Source organism: Streptococcus mitis, from assembly GCF_001281025.1.
Lineage (GTDB): Bacteria > Bacillota > Bacilli > Lactobacillales > Streptococcaceae > Streptococcus > Streptococcus mitis_AK.
This window is the reverse complement of the sequence record NZ_CP012646.1, coordinates 772,445-792,132: the sequence shown is the minus strand read 5'-3', so window position 1 is coordinate 792,132 and position 19,688 is coordinate 772,445. Positions and strand designations below refer to the sequence as shown.

The 19,688-nt window shown below is 43.6% G+C and carries 22 protein-coding genes; all 22 read right to left on the bottom strand.

Features of this window, described 5'->3' with window-relative positions:
• Positions 1–55 precede the first annotated feature (55 nt).
• Complete coding sequence (locus tag RN80_RS04040; RefSeq protein WP_060627672.1) at positions 56–505, bottom strand: threonine/serine exporter family protein; 450 nt, start codon at positions 503–505, stop codon at positions 56–58.
• Position 506: 1 nt separating this feature from the next.
• Positions 507–1,265, bottom strand: a complete 759-nt coding sequence (locus RN80_RS04035; protein WP_023946522.1) for a threonine/serine exporter family protein — start codon at positions 1,263–1,265, stop codon at positions 507–509.
• Positions 1,266–1,353: 88 nt separating this feature from the next.
• Positions 1,354–3,255: a Stk1 family PASTA domain-containing Ser/Thr kinase gene (gene pknB / locus RN80_RS04030; RefSeq protein WP_060627670.1), complete on the bottom strand. Its 1,902-nt coding sequence runs from the start codon at positions 3,253–3,255 to the stop codon at positions 1,354–1,356.
• Positions 3,252–3,992 (bottom strand): Stp1/IreP family PP2C-type Ser/Thr phosphatase, encoded by a 741-nt coding sequence (locus RN80_RS04025; protein WP_000406255.1) that lies wholly within the window; start codon positions 3,990–3,992, stop codon positions 3,252–3,254. Before RN80_RS04025 ends, pknB begins: the two co-directional genes overlap by 4 nt.
• A 14-nt stretch (positions 3,993–4,006) precedes the next feature.
• Positions 4,007–5,320, bottom strand: coding sequence for a 16S rRNA (cytosine(967)-C(5))-methyltransferase RsmB (rsmB, locus tag RN80_RS04020; RefSeq protein WP_060628752.1), 1,314 nt, complete (start codon positions 5,318–5,320; stop codon positions 4,007–4,009).
• Positions 5,313–6,248 (bottom strand): methionyl-tRNA formyltransferase, encoded by a 936-nt coding sequence (fmt, locus tag RN80_RS04015; RefSeq protein ID WP_060627669.1) that lies wholly within the window; start codon positions 6,246–6,248, stop codon positions 5,313–5,315. The genes rsmB and fmt overlap by 8 nt, the downstream gene beginning before the upstream one ends.
• A 12-nt stretch (positions 6,249–6,260) precedes the next feature.
• Entirely contained in the window at positions 6,261–8,657 is a 2,397-nt protein-coding gene (locus RN80_RS04010; protein WP_060627667.1) for a primosomal protein N', read from the bottom strand.
• A gap of 65 nt (positions 8,658–8,722) precedes the next feature.
• Complete coding sequence (gene rpoZ, locus RN80_RS04005; protein WP_000979235.1) at positions 8,723–9,037, bottom strand: DNA-directed RNA polymerase subunit omega; 315 nt, start codon at positions 9,035–9,037, stop codon at positions 8,723–8,725.
• Between the two features lie 24 nt (positions 9,038–9,061).
• Complete coding sequence (gene gmk, locus RN80_RS04000) at positions 9,062–9,688, bottom strand: guanylate kinase (RefSeq protein WP_060627666.1); 627 nt, start codon at positions 9,686–9,688, stop codon at positions 9,062–9,064.
• 129 nt (positions 9,689–9,817) lie between these two features.
• Positions 9,818–11,431 carry a ribonuclease Y gene (locus RN80_RS03995; protein ID WP_000404936.1) on the bottom strand — a complete coding sequence of 538 codons (1,614 nt, stop codon included), beginning with the start codon at positions 11,429–11,431 and terminating at the stop codon, positions 9,818–9,820.
• A 202-nt stretch (positions 11,432–11,633) separates the two neighbouring features.
• On the bottom strand, positions 11,634–11,888 hold the full coding sequence (locus RN80_RS03990; RefSeq protein WP_060627665.1) for a Txe/YoeB family addiction module toxin: 255 nt from the start codon (positions 11,886–11,888) through the stop codon (positions 11,634–11,636).
• Positions 11,889–11,891: 3 nt separating this feature from the next.
• Positions 11,892–12,146 (bottom strand): type II toxin-antitoxin system Phd/YefM family antitoxin, encoded by a 255-nt coding sequence (locus RN80_RS03985; protein ID WP_172672630.1) that lies wholly within the window; start codon positions 12,144–12,146, stop codon positions 11,892–11,894.
• 237 nt (positions 12,147–12,383) lie between these two features.
• On the bottom strand, positions 12,384–13,481 hold the full coding sequence (locus RN80_RS03980) for a nucleotidyltransferase (RefSeq protein ID WP_060627662.1): 1,098 nt from the start codon (positions 13,479–13,481) through the stop codon (positions 12,384–12,386).
• 9 nt (positions 13,482–13,490) lie between these two features.
• Positions 13,491–14,231, bottom strand: coding sequence for a class I SAM-dependent DNA methyltransferase (locus tag RN80_RS03975; protein ID WP_060628751.1), 741 nt, complete (start codon positions 14,229–14,231; stop codon positions 13,491–13,493).
• A gap of 111 nt (positions 14,232–14,342) precedes the next feature.
• Positions 14,343–14,696, bottom strand: coding sequence for a ribosome silencing factor (gene rsfS / locus RN80_RS03970; protein ID WP_060627660.1), 354 nt, complete (start codon positions 14,694–14,696; stop codon positions 14,343–14,345).
• The gene (yqeK, locus tag RN80_RS03965; RefSeq protein ID WP_060627657.1) at positions 14,697–15,290 is read right to left on the bottom strand and encodes a bis(5'-nucleosyl)-tetraphosphatase (symmetrical) YqeK; all 594 of its coding nucleotides are present in this window, start codon (positions 15,288–15,290) and stop codon (positions 14,697–14,699) included.
• On the bottom strand, positions 15,290–15,919 hold the full coding sequence (locus RN80_RS03960; protein WP_000963702.1) for a nicotinate-nucleotide adenylyltransferase: 630 nt from the start codon (positions 15,917–15,919) through the stop codon (positions 15,290–15,292). The genes yqeK and RN80_RS03960 overlap by 1 nt, the downstream gene beginning before the upstream one ends.
• A 51-nt stretch (positions 15,920–15,970) precedes the next feature.
• The gene (yhbY, locus tag RN80_RS03955) at positions 15,971–16,282 is read right to left on the bottom strand and encodes a ribosome assembly RNA-binding protein YhbY (RefSeq protein ID WP_060627655.1); all 312 of its coding nucleotides are present in this window, start codon (positions 16,280–16,282) and stop codon (positions 15,971–15,973) included.
• Positions 16,283–16,494: 212 nt separating this feature from the next.
• On the bottom strand, positions 16,495–17,601 hold the full coding sequence (gene yqeH, locus RN80_RS03950) for a ribosome biogenesis GTPase YqeH (RefSeq protein ID WP_060627653.1): 1,107 nt from the start codon (positions 17,599–17,601) through the stop codon (positions 16,495–16,497).
• A 2-nt stretch (positions 17,602–17,603) separates the two neighbouring features.
• Positions 17,604–18,131 carry a YqeG family HAD IIIA-type phosphatase gene (locus RN80_RS03945; RefSeq protein WP_000963748.1) on the bottom strand — a complete coding sequence of 176 codons (528 nt, stop codon included), beginning with the start codon at positions 18,129–18,131 and terminating at the stop codon, positions 17,604–17,606.
• A gap of 14 nt (positions 18,132–18,145) precedes the next feature.
• Positions 18,146–19,054, bottom strand: coding sequence for a magnesium transporter CorA family protein (locus tag RN80_RS03940; RefSeq protein ID WP_060627651.1), 909 nt, complete (start codon positions 19,052–19,054; stop codon positions 18,146–18,148).
• A gap of 51 nt (positions 19,055–19,105) precedes the next feature.
• A complete protein-coding gene (locus tag RN80_RS03935) occupies positions 19,106–19,672 on the bottom strand; it encodes a mechanosensitive ion channel family protein (RefSeq protein ID WP_060627649.1) in 567 nt (188 codons plus the stop codon).
• Positions 19,673–19,688: the final 16 nt, after the last annotated feature.

Sequence of the window (19,688 nt, the reverse complement as noted above, 5' to 3'; positions counted from 1 at the left end):
TGGCAGTAAAAGAGAGAAAAAAGACTTGATTCACCAAATCAAGTCGCTTATTATTCTAACTTTTATGCTGTTTTCTTAAGTAGGAATAAAATCTGAGAATTACTGTTCCACTAGCCATTCCAATAGAGATTACCAGAGCCAACATGACAACCAAGGTAGCACTCGCAATGGCATGATTGTAATCCCCTGTCACAAAAAAGGCAGTTGTCCGATAGGAAAGATAACCCGGAACCAGAGGTGCCAAGATGGCCAAGATAAAGACCACAGCAGGAGTCTTATAAAGAATACTTAAAATCTGGCTGATACAAGAACCGATAATAGCCGCAATGAAGGTGGCTACGATGACATTGGTCGGTTCTTTAAGCAAGAGATAAATCAGCCAGACAGCCATGCCCAAAATTCCTCCTGGTAAGAGCATAGAACGTTGAACATTGAGTACGATTAAAAAAGTGATTATAGCAAGAAGACTTGCTACTGCTTGTAATAAAAAGGTTGTTAGTGTCATATCAATTCATCAATACCAAGGCGACAGAAGTTCCTGCCCCTAAAGCAAGGGTGATGAGCAGGGATTCAAACATCTTGCTCATACCAGAGTTTATGTGGTTAGTCATAATATCACGGACCGCATTGGTCAAGGCAATTCCTGGTACAAAAGGCATGACCGCACCAGCTATAATCAAATCTGCCGTTGAGGGAAAGCCTGTGTAGCGCGCCCAAAACTGAGCTATCATCCCAAAGACAAAAGCTCCAGCAAAGGCTGTTACAAAGGGAATTCGGATAAACTTTTCCACATAGAGGGAAAAGGCAAAACCAAATAAGGTAGCCACTCCTGCCCCGAGTGCGTCGTAGATATTTCCACTAAACATAATTGAAAAGAAAGGAGCACTAAAGGTCGCAGCCAGAGTCACCTGCAACTTGGTATAAGGAAGAGGTTGGGCTTGCAAAGCCGTCAATTGCTTGAAGGCTGTTTCTAAATCAATTTGCCCCCCAACCAGCTGACGAGAAATCTGGTTGACATCGCAGACTTTTTCGATGTTATAAGAAGATGAGGTCACGCGTTTCATTCGCGAAATATTGGTATTTTCAATGGAGAAAAAGATGGCAGCAGGCATGGCAAGAACATTGCAATCCACAATCCCCTGCGAATGCGCAATCCGAATCATGGTATCTTCTACACGATGAATCTCTGAGCCACTTTTGAGAAGAATGGTTCCAGCTAACATAATCACATCGATGACGGCATTTAATTCTCTTGATTCTTCCATGCTTTCCTCCTTTTATCAACTCCTTCTATTCTATCACAAATCCGGACTCAAAAAAAATCTTTGCCATGAAATCATGACAAAGATTCATTTAATTACGTGAATTTTCGTGGCTTCCCTCACTACTTGATTGATTAGTAGAATGAGTATCTCCTCGTTGATTTCCTTGCTGGTTCCCCTGACTTGGTGTTGTAGTAGAACCTTGGTTTCCACGTTGGGCTGGTGCTGATGATGATGTTGACGGCGGTGTTTTCGGTTTGTAAATTGAAATCTTGATGCGTGTCTTATTCAAATCTACCTTTTCACCTGCTCTTGGACTCTGTTCAACAACGGTACCTTCAGCAGTTCCGGAAGGAGCTGTGGTAACTTCTACAACTTCAATGTTGGCTTCTTTAATACCGACAATTTGAACGAGATTATTTTTAGTAAATTCAAGACTAGATCCTATATAACTTGGCATAGCAACACTTGTTACTTTCTTAGCAATAGTTAAAGTAATTGTTGAGGCCTTACTCAAATCATAAGTTGTTCCAGCAGACGGGCTCTGTCTAAGAACTGTTCCTTCTTCACTCTCGCTTGATTCTTCTTCCTCTATCTTGATGAGATTTTCAGGTACCTTCTTCTGCTTGAGCTCTGCGATAACATCGGTCGATTTACGGCCGATATAATTGCTCAATTGGAAAGATTGCTTGCCTGATGAGACAACCAAATTGATTTTCGTTCCTTCTTTTCGACCAGTTCCAGCGTCAGGATCTGTACGGATAATCCGCCCTTCTTCCACCTTTTCACTAGCCTCTGATTTCTCCTCGCCAATCTCAAAATTGGCTTTCTTGAGGGTTTCCTTGGCTTCCGCCACTGTCTGACCTGCCACATTTGGAATGGCAATTGTTGCAGGAGTTCTGGATAGTATCCAAATAAGAGAAGCTGCCACCAATACAATGCTGGCCAACAAAATCATATAGCGAACTCTAAATTTCCGTTTCTTAACAGGCTTGGTTGCGTAATTGTCCTCTGAAGCCTGCTGACTCGGCTTCGCAGTCTGTGGCTTTGGACTTTGTGTTTGCACCTTAGGAATCGAAGTCAAGGTACTTTGTGGAACTTTAGGAAGAGTCTTGGTGTCAGCCTTAGTGGTATCATTAAACACCAATTTAGGCTCATTGCGACGATTATAAGACAAACTACTAGACAAGTCCACATACATCTCTGCAACTGACTGATAACGATCTGTCAATTTCTTGGCAGTTGCCTTGATGACAACATTCTCTAAAGCCTGAGGCACAGATGGATTCTCAGCTATAACCGATGGCAATGGTTTCTGGAAATGCTGGAGGGCGATGGTCACTGCACTATCCCCATCGTAAGGGATATGTCCTGTCAACATCTCATAAAAGATGATCCCCATGGCATAGATATCACTCTGTACAGTCGCTTTAGAACCACGCGCCTGCTCTGGTGACAAGTAATGAACCGAGCCCAGCATAGAGTTGGTCTGAGTCAGACTCGTCTCAGCAAAGGCTACCGCAATCCCAAAATCTGTGACTTTGGCAGTCCCATCTGGTGTCAAGAGGATATTTTGAGGTTTCAAATCGCGGTGAACAATGCCTCTAGTATGGGCTAAGCGCATAGCCAAGAGGATTTGTCCCATGATTCGGACCGCTTCTTCATTTGAAAGAGGATGGTGTTCCTTGATATAGCGTTTGAGGTCAAGTCCTGCTACGTACTCCATAGCTAAGTACTGTTGACCGTCTTCCTCACCAATATCTGTAATCCGAACGATATGAGGATGGTCCAGATCTGCCATGGCTCTCGCTTCACGCTGAAAACGAGCCACTGCAATGGGATCTGTTTGGTAGTTGGTCCTCAGGACCTTTACTGCCACTTCTTCCCCGTCTAGAATCAAATCCTTGGCCAAGTATACATCTGCCATGCCTCCTCGACCAATTTGTTTGATAATCCGATACCGCCCGGCAAAAATCTTGCCGATTTGGATCATTCTTCATCCTCCTCGTTCATAGAAACAAGGGCAACCGTAATATTGTCTAAACCTCCTGCATTGTTAGCAAAACGCACGAGCGTCGCTGTTTTATCTGCCAAAGGAATATCACTGGTTACAATATCACAAATCTCACTGCCTGAAATCATGTTGGTTAATCCATCGCTATTAAGTAGGAGATAATCTCCTGTCGCAAGGGTAATCATTCCAAAATCAGGCTGAATTTCGTCTTTTTGACCAATTGACTGGGTAATAATATTTTTCTGTGGGTGGCTAGCTGCTTCTTCAGGTGTCAATTGACCAGCCTTGAGCAATTCATTGACCAAAGAATGGTCGCTTGTTAACTGGTGGTATTCTTCTCCACGAATCAAACCGATACGAGAATCCCCAATGTGGGCATAGATAGCCTGATTGCCAATAATAGCAACAGCCTCGAGAGTTGTTCCCATTCCTTTATAGGCTTCATCTTGTCCCAATTGGTTAATCTTTTGATTTTCAATCTCAAGGTTGTTAGCAAACCATTCACGTACTTCATTAACCGTATCGATTTGAGTATCTACCCAAGCTACACCTAGGTCTGTTACCGCCATCTCACTAGCGATATTCCCCGCACGATGACCTCCCATACCATCAGCTAGGATAATCATGGTACGTCCAGCTCTATTGACATAGTGGTTGACATAGTCTTGGTTATTTGTTCGTTTCTGACCAACATCTGTTAATAATGAAATTTCCATGTGTCAGTTCCTTCCTAATCCGATATCTTGCGAAATTGACTGATGAAGAATCCATCACTTCCATACAATTCAGGTGTAATGAGGATACAGCCATCTTTCATGATATCCTTACATTCATGTTCTAGTGTTACCTGCTCAAATTCAGGATGACTTTCTAAAAATGCCTGTACGACTTGAAAGTTCTCCTCTGAGACAATAGTACAGGTACTATAAGTTATTATACCACCTTTGCGTAGTGTTTGACAAACACTACCTAATATTTCTAGCTGAATTTCCTGCAAGGACGCGAAATCTGCCGTTTCTTTATTGTATTTGATGTCTGGTTTTCGGCGCAGAAGACCGATTCCTGAACAGGGAGCATCCACCAAAATCTTATCAAAAGAATCCTGACCAAAAAACTCATGTACCTTTCTGGCATCCAATTTTTGCCTTTGAATCCGATCTGCAACCCCTAGACGTTGGGCGTTTTCTTGAATTAAGTCCAACTTATGGTCGTACAAGTCCAGAGCAGTAACCTGACCTGTCGTGAGATAAGAGGCTATATGGGCTGTTTTCCCACCCGGAGCAGCACAGGCATCTAGAACCTGCTCATGCCCTTTTAAATCAAGCGTCGGAGCAACCAGCTGACTAGACTCGTCTTGGATAGTAATAGCCCCCTCTGAAAATAGGTCATGTCCCGCAAAGTGGCCTTGCTCCTTAACCAGACCAGAAACAGACAAAGGTGAAGCACTGGCCTCCAACAAGGTTTGGATTTCCTCTTTTCGGTTTAAATCAGTCACACGAATACTGGCCTTGTTGCGCACCAAAAGACTTTCAAAAATAGCTTGCGCTCGCTCCTCTCCGTATTCTTCCTTGAGCTTGGCAACTAGCCAAACTGGGAGAGAATAGGCAATGGAATCACGCTTGTTTTTTCGTTTGATGCTAGCAATATCTGGCCAGCCTTCACGTAGGATACGACGAAGGACGGCGTTGACTAATTTTTCACTGCCTTTTTTACGGACTTTGGCAAATTCCACTGCTTCATTGACCACAGCATGGTCTGGAATTTTGTCCAGATAGCGGAGCTGGTAGGCACTCATTAGAAGCAGAACATAAAGCCAGCTGTCTAACTGGTCTCGGTCTTCTATAAAGTGGGACAGGTACCATTCCAGAGTCAGTTTACGGGCTACCGTTCCATAGACCAGCTCGGTCACCAAACCCTTGTCTGCTGCAGAAAGTTGACTTCCTTTGAGATGCTTATTTAAAGCGATGTTTGAGTATGCTTGATTGATAAAGACATCCTCTAATACTACTAGGGCTATACTTCTAGCCGTTTCTACTTTAGTCACCAAATCGTTCTCCTACAGTCAATGTACGTCCAACTCCATTGAGGAAGGAAGCAATATCCATCTTAGGCTTACCAGCTGGTTGCACTTGTTTGAAGGATAGAGCTCCTTCTGCCGTTGCGACAATCAATTCTTTCTTGCCGATAGAGAGGATCTCACCTGGATTTCCCTGACCTTCTACTGGTAGCGCTTCATAAATCTTAAAGCGGTCACCCTTAAGGAAAGTATGGGCAACAGGCCAGGGGTTCATCCCACGGATTTGGTTGAATAGTTGACGACTGCTTTTAGTCCAATCTAATTTTTCTTCCTCTGGCTGGATATTGGGAGAGAAGGTAACCTGACTTGGATCCTGCGGTTCAGGTTTGATGTCACCAGCAATATAAGCCGGTAAAGTGTCCAAAAGCAAATCACGACCAACTAGCGCCAATTTTTCAAACAAGGTACCGACATTATCCTCATCCGTGATAGGAATACTGCGACGAGAAATCATATCTCCTGCATCCATTTCCTTAACCATCTCCATAATGGTCACACCAGCTTCATCATCCCCTTGAATCAAGGCATAATGGATTGGAGCACCACCACGATGTTTTGGAAGGAGTGATGCGTGAACATTGACCGCAAAGTCCATGCTATCAAGGAGTTTGCTTGGGAGAAACTGCCCAAAAGCAGCAGTCACAATTCCATCTGCTCCTAAATTCATAATAGCTTCCATCTCTAGACTTCCAGATAATTTTTCAGGTTGATAAATAGGAAGCCCTGCTTCCTTGGCAGCCTGTTTGACTGGAGTTTCTTGGATAACTTTTTTACGACCAACAGCACGGTCTGGCTGGGTTACAACAGCTAGAATTTCGTAACGATCATCTGTCAAAAGTCCTTTTAAGACTGTTGCTGAAAAGTCGGGTGTCCCCATAAAGATTAGTTTTGTCATATCTTCTCCTTCTTATAAAAATTGCTGTGGCTCATGGTCAATGCTGAGACGGAGCTCACTATTTTCCCGTTTTTGAGTCAAGGCCAAGACCTGATTGAGGGTCGGCCCCAGCTCATCTTCTAAACGGTATTTAATTAAAATCTGGTAATGATAGAGGTTGTGGGTACGGGCGATGGGTTTGGGCGTCGGCCCAAGGATGTTACTGGTTTCAGACAAGCCTGACCGCAAAATGTTCATAACTTCATAGGCACGTTTGATCACCTCTTCTTCCTTCTTGTGAGAAAGGGTAATGCCAATGGTGAAATAGTAAGGTGGATAACCAAGTTGTCGTCTGATTCCCATTTCATAGGCATAAAAGCCTTCGTAATCCTGATCCTTGGCAAATCGAATAGCATAGTGCTGCGGATTATAAGACTGAATCAAGACCTGACCAGCTTTTTCAGCCCGACCTGCACGGCCCGCCACCTGAGTCAAGAGCTGGAAAGTTCTTTCAGAAGAACGGAAATCAGGTAGATTTAAAGCCGTATCCGCATTGAGCACTCCGACTAAGGTTACATTGGGAAAATCTAAGCCCTTAGCAATCATCTGTGTACCCAGCAAGATATCCGCTTCTCCTCGCCCAAACTGGTCAAGCAGAGCTTGGTGACTTCCTTTCTTGCGCGTCGTATCTACATCCATCCGCAAAATGCGGGCCTGAGGAAAGAGTTCTGCCAGCTCGTCATAAGCCTTCTGTGTCCCCGTCCCATAGTAACGAATACTGCGACTCTTACAGTTAGGGCATACCTGAGGAATGTCCTTTGAAAAACCACAATAATGGCAGTTCATGGTCTTGGTATCCATGTGCAAGGTTAGAGAAATGTCACAGTTAGGACAAGTATCCACCGTCCCACACTCCCGACACATGACAAAGCTAGAATAGCCACGGCGATTGAGCATGAGAACCACCTGTTCTTTTTTAGCCAGACGGTCTTGAATGGCTTCTAGCAAAGGAGGCGTAAAGTTTGACGTCTCGTTTTGTCCGATATAGTCCCGAAAGTCAATCACTTGAACCTCAGGGATCCTAGCTAAAGGATTGGCGCGTTGGGTCAGACGTAAATGTTGATAAACGCCTTTTCCAGCCCGCGCACGGCTTTCCAAACTAGGAGTTGCTGAACCAAGTACCAGGGCAGCTTGATTGTACTGAGCCCGTAAAATAGCCACCTCTCTAGCATGGTAGCGGGGATTACTGTCTTGCTTATAAGTCGCTTCGTGCTCCTCATCGATAATCATAACACCTAGATTTTTCAGCGGAGCAAAGATGGCCGATCTGGCGCCAACCACAACTTGGGCATCGCCGCGTTCCACCTTGCGCCATTCATCATACTTTTCACCATTAGACAAGCCTGAGTGAAGGATGGCCACTTTCTCACCAAAGCGAGCAATAAAACGCTCCGTCATCTGAGGAGTCAAGGAAATCTCAGGCACTAACAAGATGGCTGTTTTCCCCTTATCCAGGGCTCCTTGGATTATTTGTAAATAAACCTCTGTCTTCCCACTTCCTGTAATCCCTTGAAGGAGAAAGGGAGGTTGATGACTGCCAATCGCACTCACAACCGCATCACGCGCCTGTCTTTGCTCTGGATTCAACTCCAAAGGCTGACTTGCTTCAATTCCTTCAAAATAAGCAGCCGAGCGTTGGACTTCTTTTTGGACTATGGTAACAGCACCTTGTTCCACAAAGAAGTTGACTTGCTCCCGCGAGTAGGACTCTAACAAACTGGCCAAGGAAGCACTCTCAGGATGAGACAGTAAATAGTCTCTCAATTCCAATTTTTTTTTGGCGCGCGCAGAAATCTCTACACCTTCTAACTGAACAAGGTCTACCTCATACCAAGACTGGGTCTTGACCTTCTTTTGATCAATTGCCTGATATTCTAGCCCAAGCAAGCCTTTTCTAGTCAATCGCATCATTTCAGCTTGCTTACCTAAATCTAGAGAAGAAAAGGCAAGTGAATCTTCTGAATCAAACAAGCGCTCTCGGTCTTCATGACTTAGGCCTTCCAGAGGATAGAGAATCTTGTCATAGCTGGAGTTTAGAAATCCCGGTAACATAGCCTTGAGGATAGAGATTTTGTAGGAGAAGACAGATTTGCGTAACTCCTCAGCCAGCCAGAGTTGTTCTTGCGTGAGAACAGGAGAAAAATCCAACACCTCGACAATATCTTTTAAATCTTGCTCTATCTCTTCTTCAGCTGATTGAGAATCCAAATCAAGAACAATCCCTTGAATCAGGCGATTACCCTTACCAAAAGGCACATGAACCCGCATCCCAACTTCTAGCATTCCCTCAAATTCCTTAGGAATCCTGTAACTATAGGGCTGGTCCGTCTGCATCAAAGGCACATCTACGATAATCTTGGCTATGGCCATCTTCTCACCTCCTCCTTGTCAGTACATTCTTGCAATAGAAAAAATAAGATTGAGTCCCCCCAACCTTAAATTTTTTCACCATCTTCTTTTTCTTTAGCGATTTGCTCTTTGATTTTCTTTTCTTCTTCTTCTTTACGGCGTTTTTCTTCTTCGATACGGCGACGCACTGCTTCACGTTTTCCTTCTGGATCTGGGTGAATTGTAACGTTTCCTGATTCGATTTCTTCTAAAGCGCGAAGAGTTGATTTTTCAGACTTGAAACCTTGAGTTGCTGGCGCACCTGCTTCCAATTCGTGGGCACGTTTTGCTTCCAAGATTACGAGTGAATATTTTGAAGGAACCTTGTCGAGCAAGGTATCAATAGAGGGTTTTAACATCATTTGCTTGTACCTATTTTCTAAATTTTATCGGGTAGTTGGAGATTTTGGTAACATCTCCTGATAGTGACCAATGACACGATCCACACGGAAGTGTTCTGCTTCGATCACACGTTTGACACGCTCAGCAGCTAGGGGCACCTGATCGTTAACAATCGCATAATCATACTCACGCATGAGGGCAATTTCTTCCTTAGCTTTTTCGATTCGTTGGGCAATCACTTCTACACTATCTGTTCCACGTCCTACCAAACGATCTTGCAATTCATCCAAATCTGGTGGTGTCAGGAAGATAAAGACAGCATCTGGAACCTTTTTCTTGACCTGAAGAGCACCCTGAACCTCAATTTCAAGGAAAACATCGATTCCCTTGTCCAAGGTTTCATTGACATAGGTCAGAGGAGTGCCATAGTAGTTGCCGACATATTCCGCGTATTCCAACATCTGTCCTTGACGAATCAGCTCTTCAAACTCTTCGCGAGTGCGGAAGAAATAGTCAACACCGTCCACTTCTCCAGGACGTTGTGCGCGTGTCGTCATCGATACAGAGTATTGAAATTGGTTTTCAGAACTCTCAAAAATCTCTCTTCTAACCGTTCCTTTTCCAACCCCTGAAGGACCAGAAAAAACGATTAGTAAGCCTCGGTCTACCATTGTGTCTCCTTTTAGTCAGTCTGTGAAATAACATTTCTCTAGAATAATGGCAAAAAGCCAGATTATCCTTTACAGTCTTTCTATCTAGTGTAACAAAAAAGCAGTAATTTTTCAACTGCTCTTTCTTATTTATTTAGCATAATCTACTGCACGAAGCTCGCGAATCACGGTTACCTTGATATTTCCTGGGTAATCGAGATTGTTTTCAATTTTCTCACGAACTTTGTGAGCCAAGATTGTGACTTTGTCGTCCTTGATTTGTCCTGGATTGACCATGATACGAATTTCACGTCCTGCTTGAAGGGCAAAGCTAGTTTGTACTCCTTCAAAGCCGTTAGCAATTTCTTCCAAATCATGAAGACGCTTGATGTAGCTTTCAAGAGACTCACTACGAGCACCTGGACGGGCTGCGCTCAAGGCATCTGCTGCAGCGACGATCACTGCAATCACGCTCTCAGCTTCGACATCGCCGTGGTGACTAGCAATCGTATTGACCACAACTGGATGCTCCTTGTACTTACGAGCCAATTCCATACCAATTTCAACGTGACTACCTTCAACCTCGCGGTCAATAGCTTTCCCGATATCGTGAAGGAATCCAGCACGACGGGCAAGAGCCGCATTTTCACCAAGTTCACTCGCCATGATACCAGCCAACTTAGCAACTTCAATCGAATGACGCAAGACATTTTGTCCATAAGAAGTACGGAACTGCAAACGTCCCATAATCTTCATCAAGTCTGGATGAAGGTTTGGCGCACCAATCTCATAGGCTGCTGCCTCACCGTATTCACGGATCTTATTGTCAATCTCTTGACGGTTTTTCTCAACCAACTCTTCGATACGAGCTGGGTGGATACGACCATCTTTGAGCAACATTTCCATAGTCATACGGGCAATCTCACGACGAATCGGATCAAATCCTGACAAGGTCACCACTTCTGGTGTATCGTCGATAATCACATCAACCCCTGTCAAACTTTCAAAGGTACGAATGTTACGACCTTCACGACCAATAATGCGTCCCTTCATAGTATCATCTGGCAGATGAACTGTTGAGTTTGTTGACTCCGCTACATATTCACCAGCGATACGTTGCATAGCTTGAACCAAGATGTCCTTGGCCATTTTGTCAGAACGTTCCTTGACCTCTTGCTCAGCTTCGCGAATACGGCTGGCAATCTCCTTGGTCAAGTTTTCCTCTGTCTGAGCCAAGATAATATCTCGTGCTTCTGCCTGAGACAGGGCACCAATACGCTCTAACTCTGCTTCTTTTTGTCTTTCGACTTCCTCTAATTGCTCTTCACGCGCATCAAGGTTTTTCGCTCTATCAGAAATACTTTGTTCTTTTTGTTCAAGTGTTTGTTCTTTACTCGTCAAATTGTCGTCCTTACGGTCGAGGCTAGTAGCTCTCTCTGTCAAACGACTTTCGATTTGTTTGAGTTCCTGACGTTCTGATTTGAATTCAGCGTCCACTTCTTCACGGTATTTTCTGGCTTCTTCTTTGGCCTCCAATAGTGCTTCTTTTTTAAGAGACTTGCTTTCACGCTTGGCTTCATTAACAAGTAAATCTGCTTCACGCTCAGCTTGTCCACGTAAATTAGTTGCTTCTTGTTCAGCATTTAAAAGCATCAACTCCGCAGCTTCCTGAGATGATTTCATCTTAGCTGAGATGCTGACATATCCAATGACTAAACCAATGATGACGGCAAAAACAGCAATTGCAAGCGACATAATTTCCATGTTTTTACCTCATTTTATTGTTATTCCGAATGACATACATTCTTTTACATTCTACCATAAAAAAGTGATTTTCACAAACCTAAAATAGAATATGTTTTGGGGAATTGGAGTTTAATTACCTATAATTTATTAGCGTAATCTCTATTTCTTAAAAATCCTAGTTTTAGTAGAGATTTGAGAAAAATCCCACCTTTCAGTAGACTTAGTAATGATCTTTGAAAGACAAGAAAGCCACGCTATCTTCATCCATCATATAAATCAAGCGATTTTCTGCGTCAATACGACGTGACCAGGCTCCTTGGTAGTCATACTTGAGTGGTTCTGGCTTACCTATTCCTGTAAATGGATCGCGTTGAATATCCTTGATTAGCATGTTGATTCTTTTTAGGGTTTTCTTATCCTGAGTTTGCCAGTAGCAATAATCAGCCCAGGCATCTTCTGTAAACTTGAGCAGCATTTCTCACTCCTCAATAACATGGACCTGAGTACTTCCAGCACGGACTTGAGCCATTCCTCGCAAAACCTTATCAGAAAGTTCCTTATTTTGAGCAATTCTCAGGGTTTCCTGAATACTATCCCACTCACTCTTTGAAAGTACTACAATGTCCTCGTCTGGATTTTTATTGACCACCGTCAAAGGCTCAAATTCATCATTTACCTTCTTCATGTAGTCTTTTACATGATTTCGGAATGTTGAGTAAAGAACTACTTCCATAACCATACCTCGTTTTACCTCTTTTCCACTATTATACACAAAAAGAAAGAAATTGTCAGAAACTTGTACAAGATTTTCTTTTCTATCTATTTATACTCAATGAAAATCAAAGAGCAAACTAGGAAACTAGCCGCAGGCTGTACTTGAGTACGGCAAGGCGACGTTGACGTGGTTTGAATTTGATTTTCGAAGAGTATTATTCGTAAAAAATCTCAAAAAGCCTACCTTTCAGTAGACTTAGTTTGTTTCTATTCCAATCGGCACTCTTCCAAAATTCTGTTCTGCTATACTTGGATTTCCTAGTTGGTAAATCTGGTCTGCCTTTTGAGTCATGACATCCCAAGGTTCTTTGCCAATTCGGCTGACTAGATTGACCTGCCCTTTCAGAGACTTAAGATGCTGTCTACCTTTTTCGGTAAAACCAAGAACATGGATGGCTTCTAGCATGTCACTTTCTCTGGCCTGCACCAAGATATAGGTCAAGAGGCGTCTGACACGCGCCTTGGTATAACGCTTGGTCGCAACCGCTTCAACCAATTCGTCAACAGACTGGACTGTTTTAATAGCCTCTTTAATGCGCACTGCCATTTCTTGATTGACCTGATAGATAGTGGTTAGGTCTGGATTGGACAAGATTTGATAGCAGAGCATAGGAAAATAATCATCCCAACTCACCTTACTGGTCTGCTCAAAGAGGGCAACAGAAGGCATAAAGTGTTCTAAGAAATCTTGGTCCTTCTGGTGCTGACGGAGGGCTGTTGCCGAAGCAAAGTCCACATCCTTGTCCACAGAATGGTAACCAGCCCCCTGACGCTGAATCGGATGGAGTTTGATGTTGCGTCCTGCAACCGCCTTGGCATAGGCCAGAGCAAGAACATGATTTGGCGTATTGCCAGAAAAATCAAGACCTGCAAATTCCTTCCACATAGCTTGGGTTTTCTGGGGATAAGAGAGAGAATCAGGTAGATTTTCCACAAATTTCTCCATCTCAGCACCTTTCTCTGTGTATAAGTCAGCAATTTTCTGATAATCCAGAACTTCCTCTGTCCCAAAGGATAACCTATCAATACCCAGCCTAGCCAAGATATCCACAGCACCTTGACCAAAGAAATCTGCTGCCTGAACACTGACTAAAAAGGGCAATTCTACTACCAAATCTGCGCCATTTTCCAGTGCCATCTGGGCTCGTGTCCACTTGTCAACGATAGCAGGCTCTCCACGCTGCATGAAATTCCCTGACATGGCAACGATTTTCAGTCCCTCAGCATGATTTAGCAGGTATTTATGCCCATTATGAAAGGGATTAAACTCCGCGATAATACCTGTGATGGTCATGATAATCTCCTACTTCTGCGCGACAAAAAACCAACGGGTACTAGTTTCTGTTGGTTCCTTGTCCTCAAAGTCGGCATAGAGTTTGAAGGACTTGAAACCAGCCTGTTCCAGCAAAATATCATAGGTCAGGACCTCATAAGTCCGCTCCTCATGCACTTCATCATGGCGACTAAAGGAACCGTCAGACTCCTTGACAAAGAAAGTCAACTCATGCACAATGGAGTGAGGTGCTTCGTCCTCGTAGGTATCCCAGAGCATGGCGAACTCTTCCGCATTTTCATGGTAAGAATAGCCTGGAAAAACCTCATCAGTCTGGTAGGTTGAATGCACATCAAAGATGAAGATGCCATCTTCGTGGAGGGAATTATATACTTCCTTAAAGACGTCTCCCACTTCCACCTCATCCTGCATGTAGCAGACAGAGTCCGAATAACACGTAACAAAGTCATATTTACCTGCTTTAGACAAATCTAGCATATTGGCTTCAATAAAATCAATCTTTTGCTTGGCTGAAGCCGCTCTCTTCTCGGCAATCTTCAACATATCCCCACTCAAGTCAAGTCCAGTCACATCAAAACCAGCCTGAGAGAAGCGCACCGATTGAATTCCTGTCCCACAAGCCAGTTCCAAGAGTTTCTTTCTCTCCTTGGTCTTAGGCAAATGACGCAGAGAAAAATCCGTCCATTTATCATATAAACTATCGTCCATGACCGTATCATAGACCGCCGCAAAGGTTTCATAAGTTGCCATAATCATGATACCAAGAGCCTCCATGGCAAACACCACTTGCCCTATACCTTTCTATCACATTCCTTTTAAAATAAGCAAAGAAACCCAGTTGACTACAACTGAGTTCATCTTCTAAGCAAGAGCTTCTGAAATATCTACTGAATCCGCCTCATGCCATAGTTTTTCTAGGTTATAGTGGGCACGCATTTCTTCTGAAAAGACATGCACAACGACAGCACCAAGGTCCAGCAAGACCCAACCTCCTGCTGCGTCGCCTTCGACATGACTGCCTTTAAAGCCTGCATCAGCTACTTTTTCACGAATGTTATCAGCGATAGCGTCCAACTGACGGCTATTCATTGAGCTAGTGATAACAAAATAGTCTGTCACGCTAGTCAAATCTTGTACGTCAAGTGCGAGGATATTCTCCGCACGTTTCTCATCAGCCGCTTTCACGACTAGTTCTAGTAATTCTTTTTCGTTCATTTAGTCCTCTTTCAAATAGTGCACAAAGGCGTTATAGGTTTCAAGGGTTTGGGGATAGATGGGGAATCCCTGATGAGCTAGATACTCCACTGTACGAGCTGTTTCGTAGGCCACTGCCTTATTGAGCGATAGACTTGCAATCTCCCGCGCCACATCTACTCCAGGAAAGGCTCGATTGTGCTCAATATAGTCTGCTACATAGATAACCTTATCTAGGCTTGTCATCTGACCAGCCCCAACTGTATGGATTTCAATAGCTCGTAGAATTTCAGAATCATGCAAATTCAAATCTTCCTGAATCTTGTAGATGCCAACCATACCATGCCAGACATTATTGCCCCAATTTTTGAGGTCAGGGTCTAGCTGATAACGGTCAATCAAGTCTAAAAATTCCTGATCTGACAGCTTTTTAGCATAGTCATGAAGAAGGCCTGCTAGTCCTGCTTTCTCGGCATCGATTCCAAATCGCTGAGCCAATTCTATGGCTGCACGCTCCACACCCAAGCAATGGGTTAACCGTTTCTCGGGTAGAAACTCTGCCATTTTTTCTAACAAATCCTCACGGGAGCAGTTGATATAGTCTTGATAGGCCATCAGTAGAGCCCCTCCTTCTCGATGTAATCTAGCACAGGCTGAGGTAGGAGAAAGTTGGGTTTCCGACCTTGGGCAAGGAAGTCACGCACCATGCTAGACGAGATATCCATGAGAGGCACATCCACCCAGATAACTGGATAGGAAGTCCCTGCCTTGTAGCGTGGGCGCTGAACCCCTACAAACTGAACCATGTCGACCAGCTCATCAATTCGGTACCACTTAGGCAGATAATCCACCATATCAGCTCCGATAATGAAGTAATAATCCGTGTCTGGATGTTGCTCGGTCAAAATCTTCATGGTGTCGTAGGTGTAAGAAACGCCCTTGCGCTCCAATTCAATTGTTTCAATAGCTAGGCCGTCAATCCCCTCAATCGCCAACTCAAGCATCTTGAGACGATGGTGCTCAGGGATAGTTTCCTTTTTATCTACGTGAGGAGGTTGGTATTCTGGCATGAGCAGAACCTGGTCTAGTCCCAACTGCTGGCGCACTTGATCCGCAACAATGAGATGGGCATTGTGAACAGGATTAAAATTACCTCCTAAAATCCCTACTTGTTTGCGTTTTTTCTCCTTGATTTCTGGCTCCAACTCTACCTTGGTAAAGGGAGTCAATAATTCGATTGCCATAGGCTAGTCTCCTTTATTTCTCTGTAAAAACAGTTGTTTGGAGTATAGTTTTTAGATTTCTTTGACTTTTTTAGAAATCTTGCGATTTTCTTTCTTGCTAGATTGTTTATACAAAATCAAGATGCGTCCGATTTTTTGGACTGTGTCCACACCGATTTCTTCTTCCAAAATTTCAGCTACTTCGTGGATATTTTCATCTGTGTTTTGTAAGAGAGTAACCTTGATTAATTCACGCGCATCAAGAGCTTGACGAACGCTGGTTTTGATTTGATCGTTAAGGCCATTTTTACCGATTTGGATGATGGGTTTGAGGGTGTGTGCCTGACTGCTGAGGAAGGCACGTTGTTTTGATGTTAATGACATAATTTCTTCCTTGTTTTTTTGATAGTTATTTTAGGTGGTGAGGGACGGTCGGAACTAATTTTTCAAAGATCTCATCTTTGGAAAATGGATTTCCTGACCTCACAATTGAGCCTTGGTCTCAATTGTGCCCCTTGCCAATCTACAGATTGGCAAGATCCCACGGCAATAACTATCTTTTTATGAGCTCACTTTGTTCGCTCAGTGATTTTAGTTTAAATAATTGCTTTTCGTGTGACGACGGCGACGCCTTCTGGTGCCCAGACGGCGACTTTGGCTGTGCCTGTTACACGGATCCAGCCGAGTCCAGAGATGACTAGGTCTGTCTTTTCCTTAATGTTAAATACATGTTGGACTAGTTTTGGAAAATCTTCTTTTTCCTTGCTATTTGGAGGAGTGAGAAGGCTTCCAAGGTGCTTGTCGTAGAAAGCACTAGCTCCTTCTAGCTTAGTACGATGCAATTTGAGTTCATTGTCAAAGAAGGCTGTAAAACCTTGCTTTTCTCCTGCAATAAAGTCAAAGCGTCCGAGACCACCTAGAAACAGGGTTTGTTCAGGATTGAGCTGGTAGGTTTTAGGCTTGATTTCCTTTTTAGGGCTGACATACTTGAGGTTTTTGGCCGTCAAGTAGTGGGCCATCTGGTGACGGTGGATGATTCCCGGTGTATCGTAGATATAAGATCCGTCGTCAAGCGGAATCTCGATTTTGTCCAAGGTTGTCCCTGGGAAGCGCGAAGTCGTGATGACATTCTGATCACCCGTGATTTCTTGGATAATGGCATTGATAAGAGTTGATTTTCCAACGTTGGTCACACCGACCACATAGACATCACGGCCCTTTCGGTAGTGCTCGATTTTGTCAATGACTTCCTTGATGGCATGTTTGTTTTGTGCTGAAGTTAGGACGACATCGACTGGACGAAGTCCTTCTTCGTGGGCACGTTCCATCAACCACTGGCTAATCTTACCAGGCTTAACTGACTTAGGGAGGATATCTTTTTTATTTCCTACCAAGAGGACATCGTTGCCCGAAACAAAACGTGGCAAACCTGGGATAACAGAGCCATTAAAATCAAAGATATCAATGACATTGACCACTAAGGCATCACTGTCTCCCACCTCGTGCAAGAGCTTGAGGAAATCATCGTCCGTCAACTGGACATCCGTGATTTCATTGTAGTGGCGGAGACGGAAACAGCGTTGGCAATAGACTTCGCCAGTCTCCAAACCTTTTTCAAGTGCCGACTGGGGAGTAAAACCAAGACCAGCCTTGATTGTCGTCTGAATGGTTGTACCACAACCAATACAGAGAATTTCTTCCATAGTTAAATTCCTTTTTTATATGTAATCGGTCCGTACTTTTCAGTAATTTTTCGCATGACACGGCGCTCACGAGCTCGGTTAATCTGCGTTTTGATCGAGTCATGTTGGACCAAGGGTTTGACTAAAATCGAGCGAATGCCAGCACGGTGGGCTGCTCGAATATCTGTCATGAGCTGGTCGCCAACCATGACCACTTCACTTTTCTCATAGTGGAATTCCTTCATGGCACGATCAATCCCAAATGTGAAGGGCTTCAGAGCCCAATAAACGTAATCAATTCCAAACTTCTCAACTGCACGTTGAACGCGTTTTTTGGTGTTATTTGAGACCACAATGATGCGAATACCCGCGTCACGGAGATCATGTAGCCATTGCTTCATCTCTGGCGTCCCATCAGGATTATTCCAAGCAATGAGGGTATTGTCCAAATCGACCAAAACAGCCTTGATTCCCTGCGCCTGCAGGCTTGGGACTGTCAGATCATAGACTGCTTCCACAGCAAAATCTGGCATGTAATTTTCAATCGCCATTCTGGCTCCTTTTCTTAACTTTTTTTCGCAATTTTCATTAATAACAATGACAAAACAATCCACAACCCAGCACTGGCTAAACTAATGTAGAGCCAAGCATGGGGCTCATCTGTTAAGGGTAGGGGAACATTCATTCCGAAAAAGCCTGTCACTACTGCCAAAACCGCTAGCAAGACTGAAATGATAGTCAAGGTTGTCAAATTATCATTCAGATTATTGTTTAGTATGTTGTTGTAAGATGCTGATAGTTGTTGGAGGACTTGAGAAATCAAGTCTGTCATGGATACCAGCTGATGAGCCTCAATCATGGCATCATCAAACTGTTCTCTCTCAATCTCGTTAAAACTGCGATAGAGGGCATGCCCTTGAATATGTTCCAGCAACATGCGATTTTGCTTGGCAGCCGCAGTAAGATAAACCATACCAGTCTCCAAGTCGGAAAGGGCAAAAAGGTTTTTCTTAGTCGTCCGCTGGCGCAAGAGGCCATTGACCTCGTCCTTACTCTTATCCATCTGCTCGATGACAGGATAGTAGGCATTGCTGATGATTTCCAGACTGGCAAAGAGAAACTTGTAAATCGAAAGCATGTCATGACTCTCCAGATAACGGGTCATCTGTTCAATGACATAGGCGTTCTTGGTATTACTAATGGTAATCAGGCGACGATGTTCCACGATAAAGGTCATGGGAAAAGCTTCATAGTATGCCTTATCTTTTTTCAAGTTCAAGACATTGTAGATAAAGGTTACAGTCCCATTTTCACGGTGATAATCCATGTGGGCACGCTCATTCCTATCCAGCGCATATTCGATGGTTTCCTTGTCCAAACCGTAGATTTCAGAAAGGTCCTCTAGTTTTTTCAACTTGTCCAAATCTAGGTTAATCCAGGTACAACCATTGCCCAACTGTTTTTCTAAAAACATCTTCTCTCCTTTACCAAACTCTTTCTATTGTACCATAAATCTGCTAAAATTTCAGGCCTGGTCTGTCCGAGAGAAATTGCTGACAACGGTGATATTCCGATTGGGAACGAAGTGCAGAACCTGGTCTTCTCCTCTGAGTTGAGTTGTTCGAATACCTACACTGACAACCTTACCCGATACAGTAATAGGACCATTTGTCAGAACAACCTCATCTCCTACATCCAGTTGACGTTCAAAGAGGATGAAAAAGCCATTGATGACATCAGACAGAAAACCTTGGGCTCCCATCCCAATAGCCACCCCAGCAATCCCAGCTCCTGCCAGCAAACTAGAAACTGGCAAACCTATAATCGACAAAATGCAGTAAAGTAAAAAGAAATAAAGGGTATAATTAAACACATTTTCTAACAGACGTGAGATGGTTTTCTGACGCCCAACATCATGACGAGACATTTTTAGAGAAGGTTTAATAATTCTCTGCACCATGGTATGGAGCAATTTCTTAGCTATATAAAAGAGTAAAAATAGGAATAACAGAGAAAGTAACTTGGTTAAGATATTTTCAATAATCGTTGTAACATCAAGCTTATTGAGGTAGGTTTTAAAAAATTCTTGCATAGAAAACTCCTTTCAT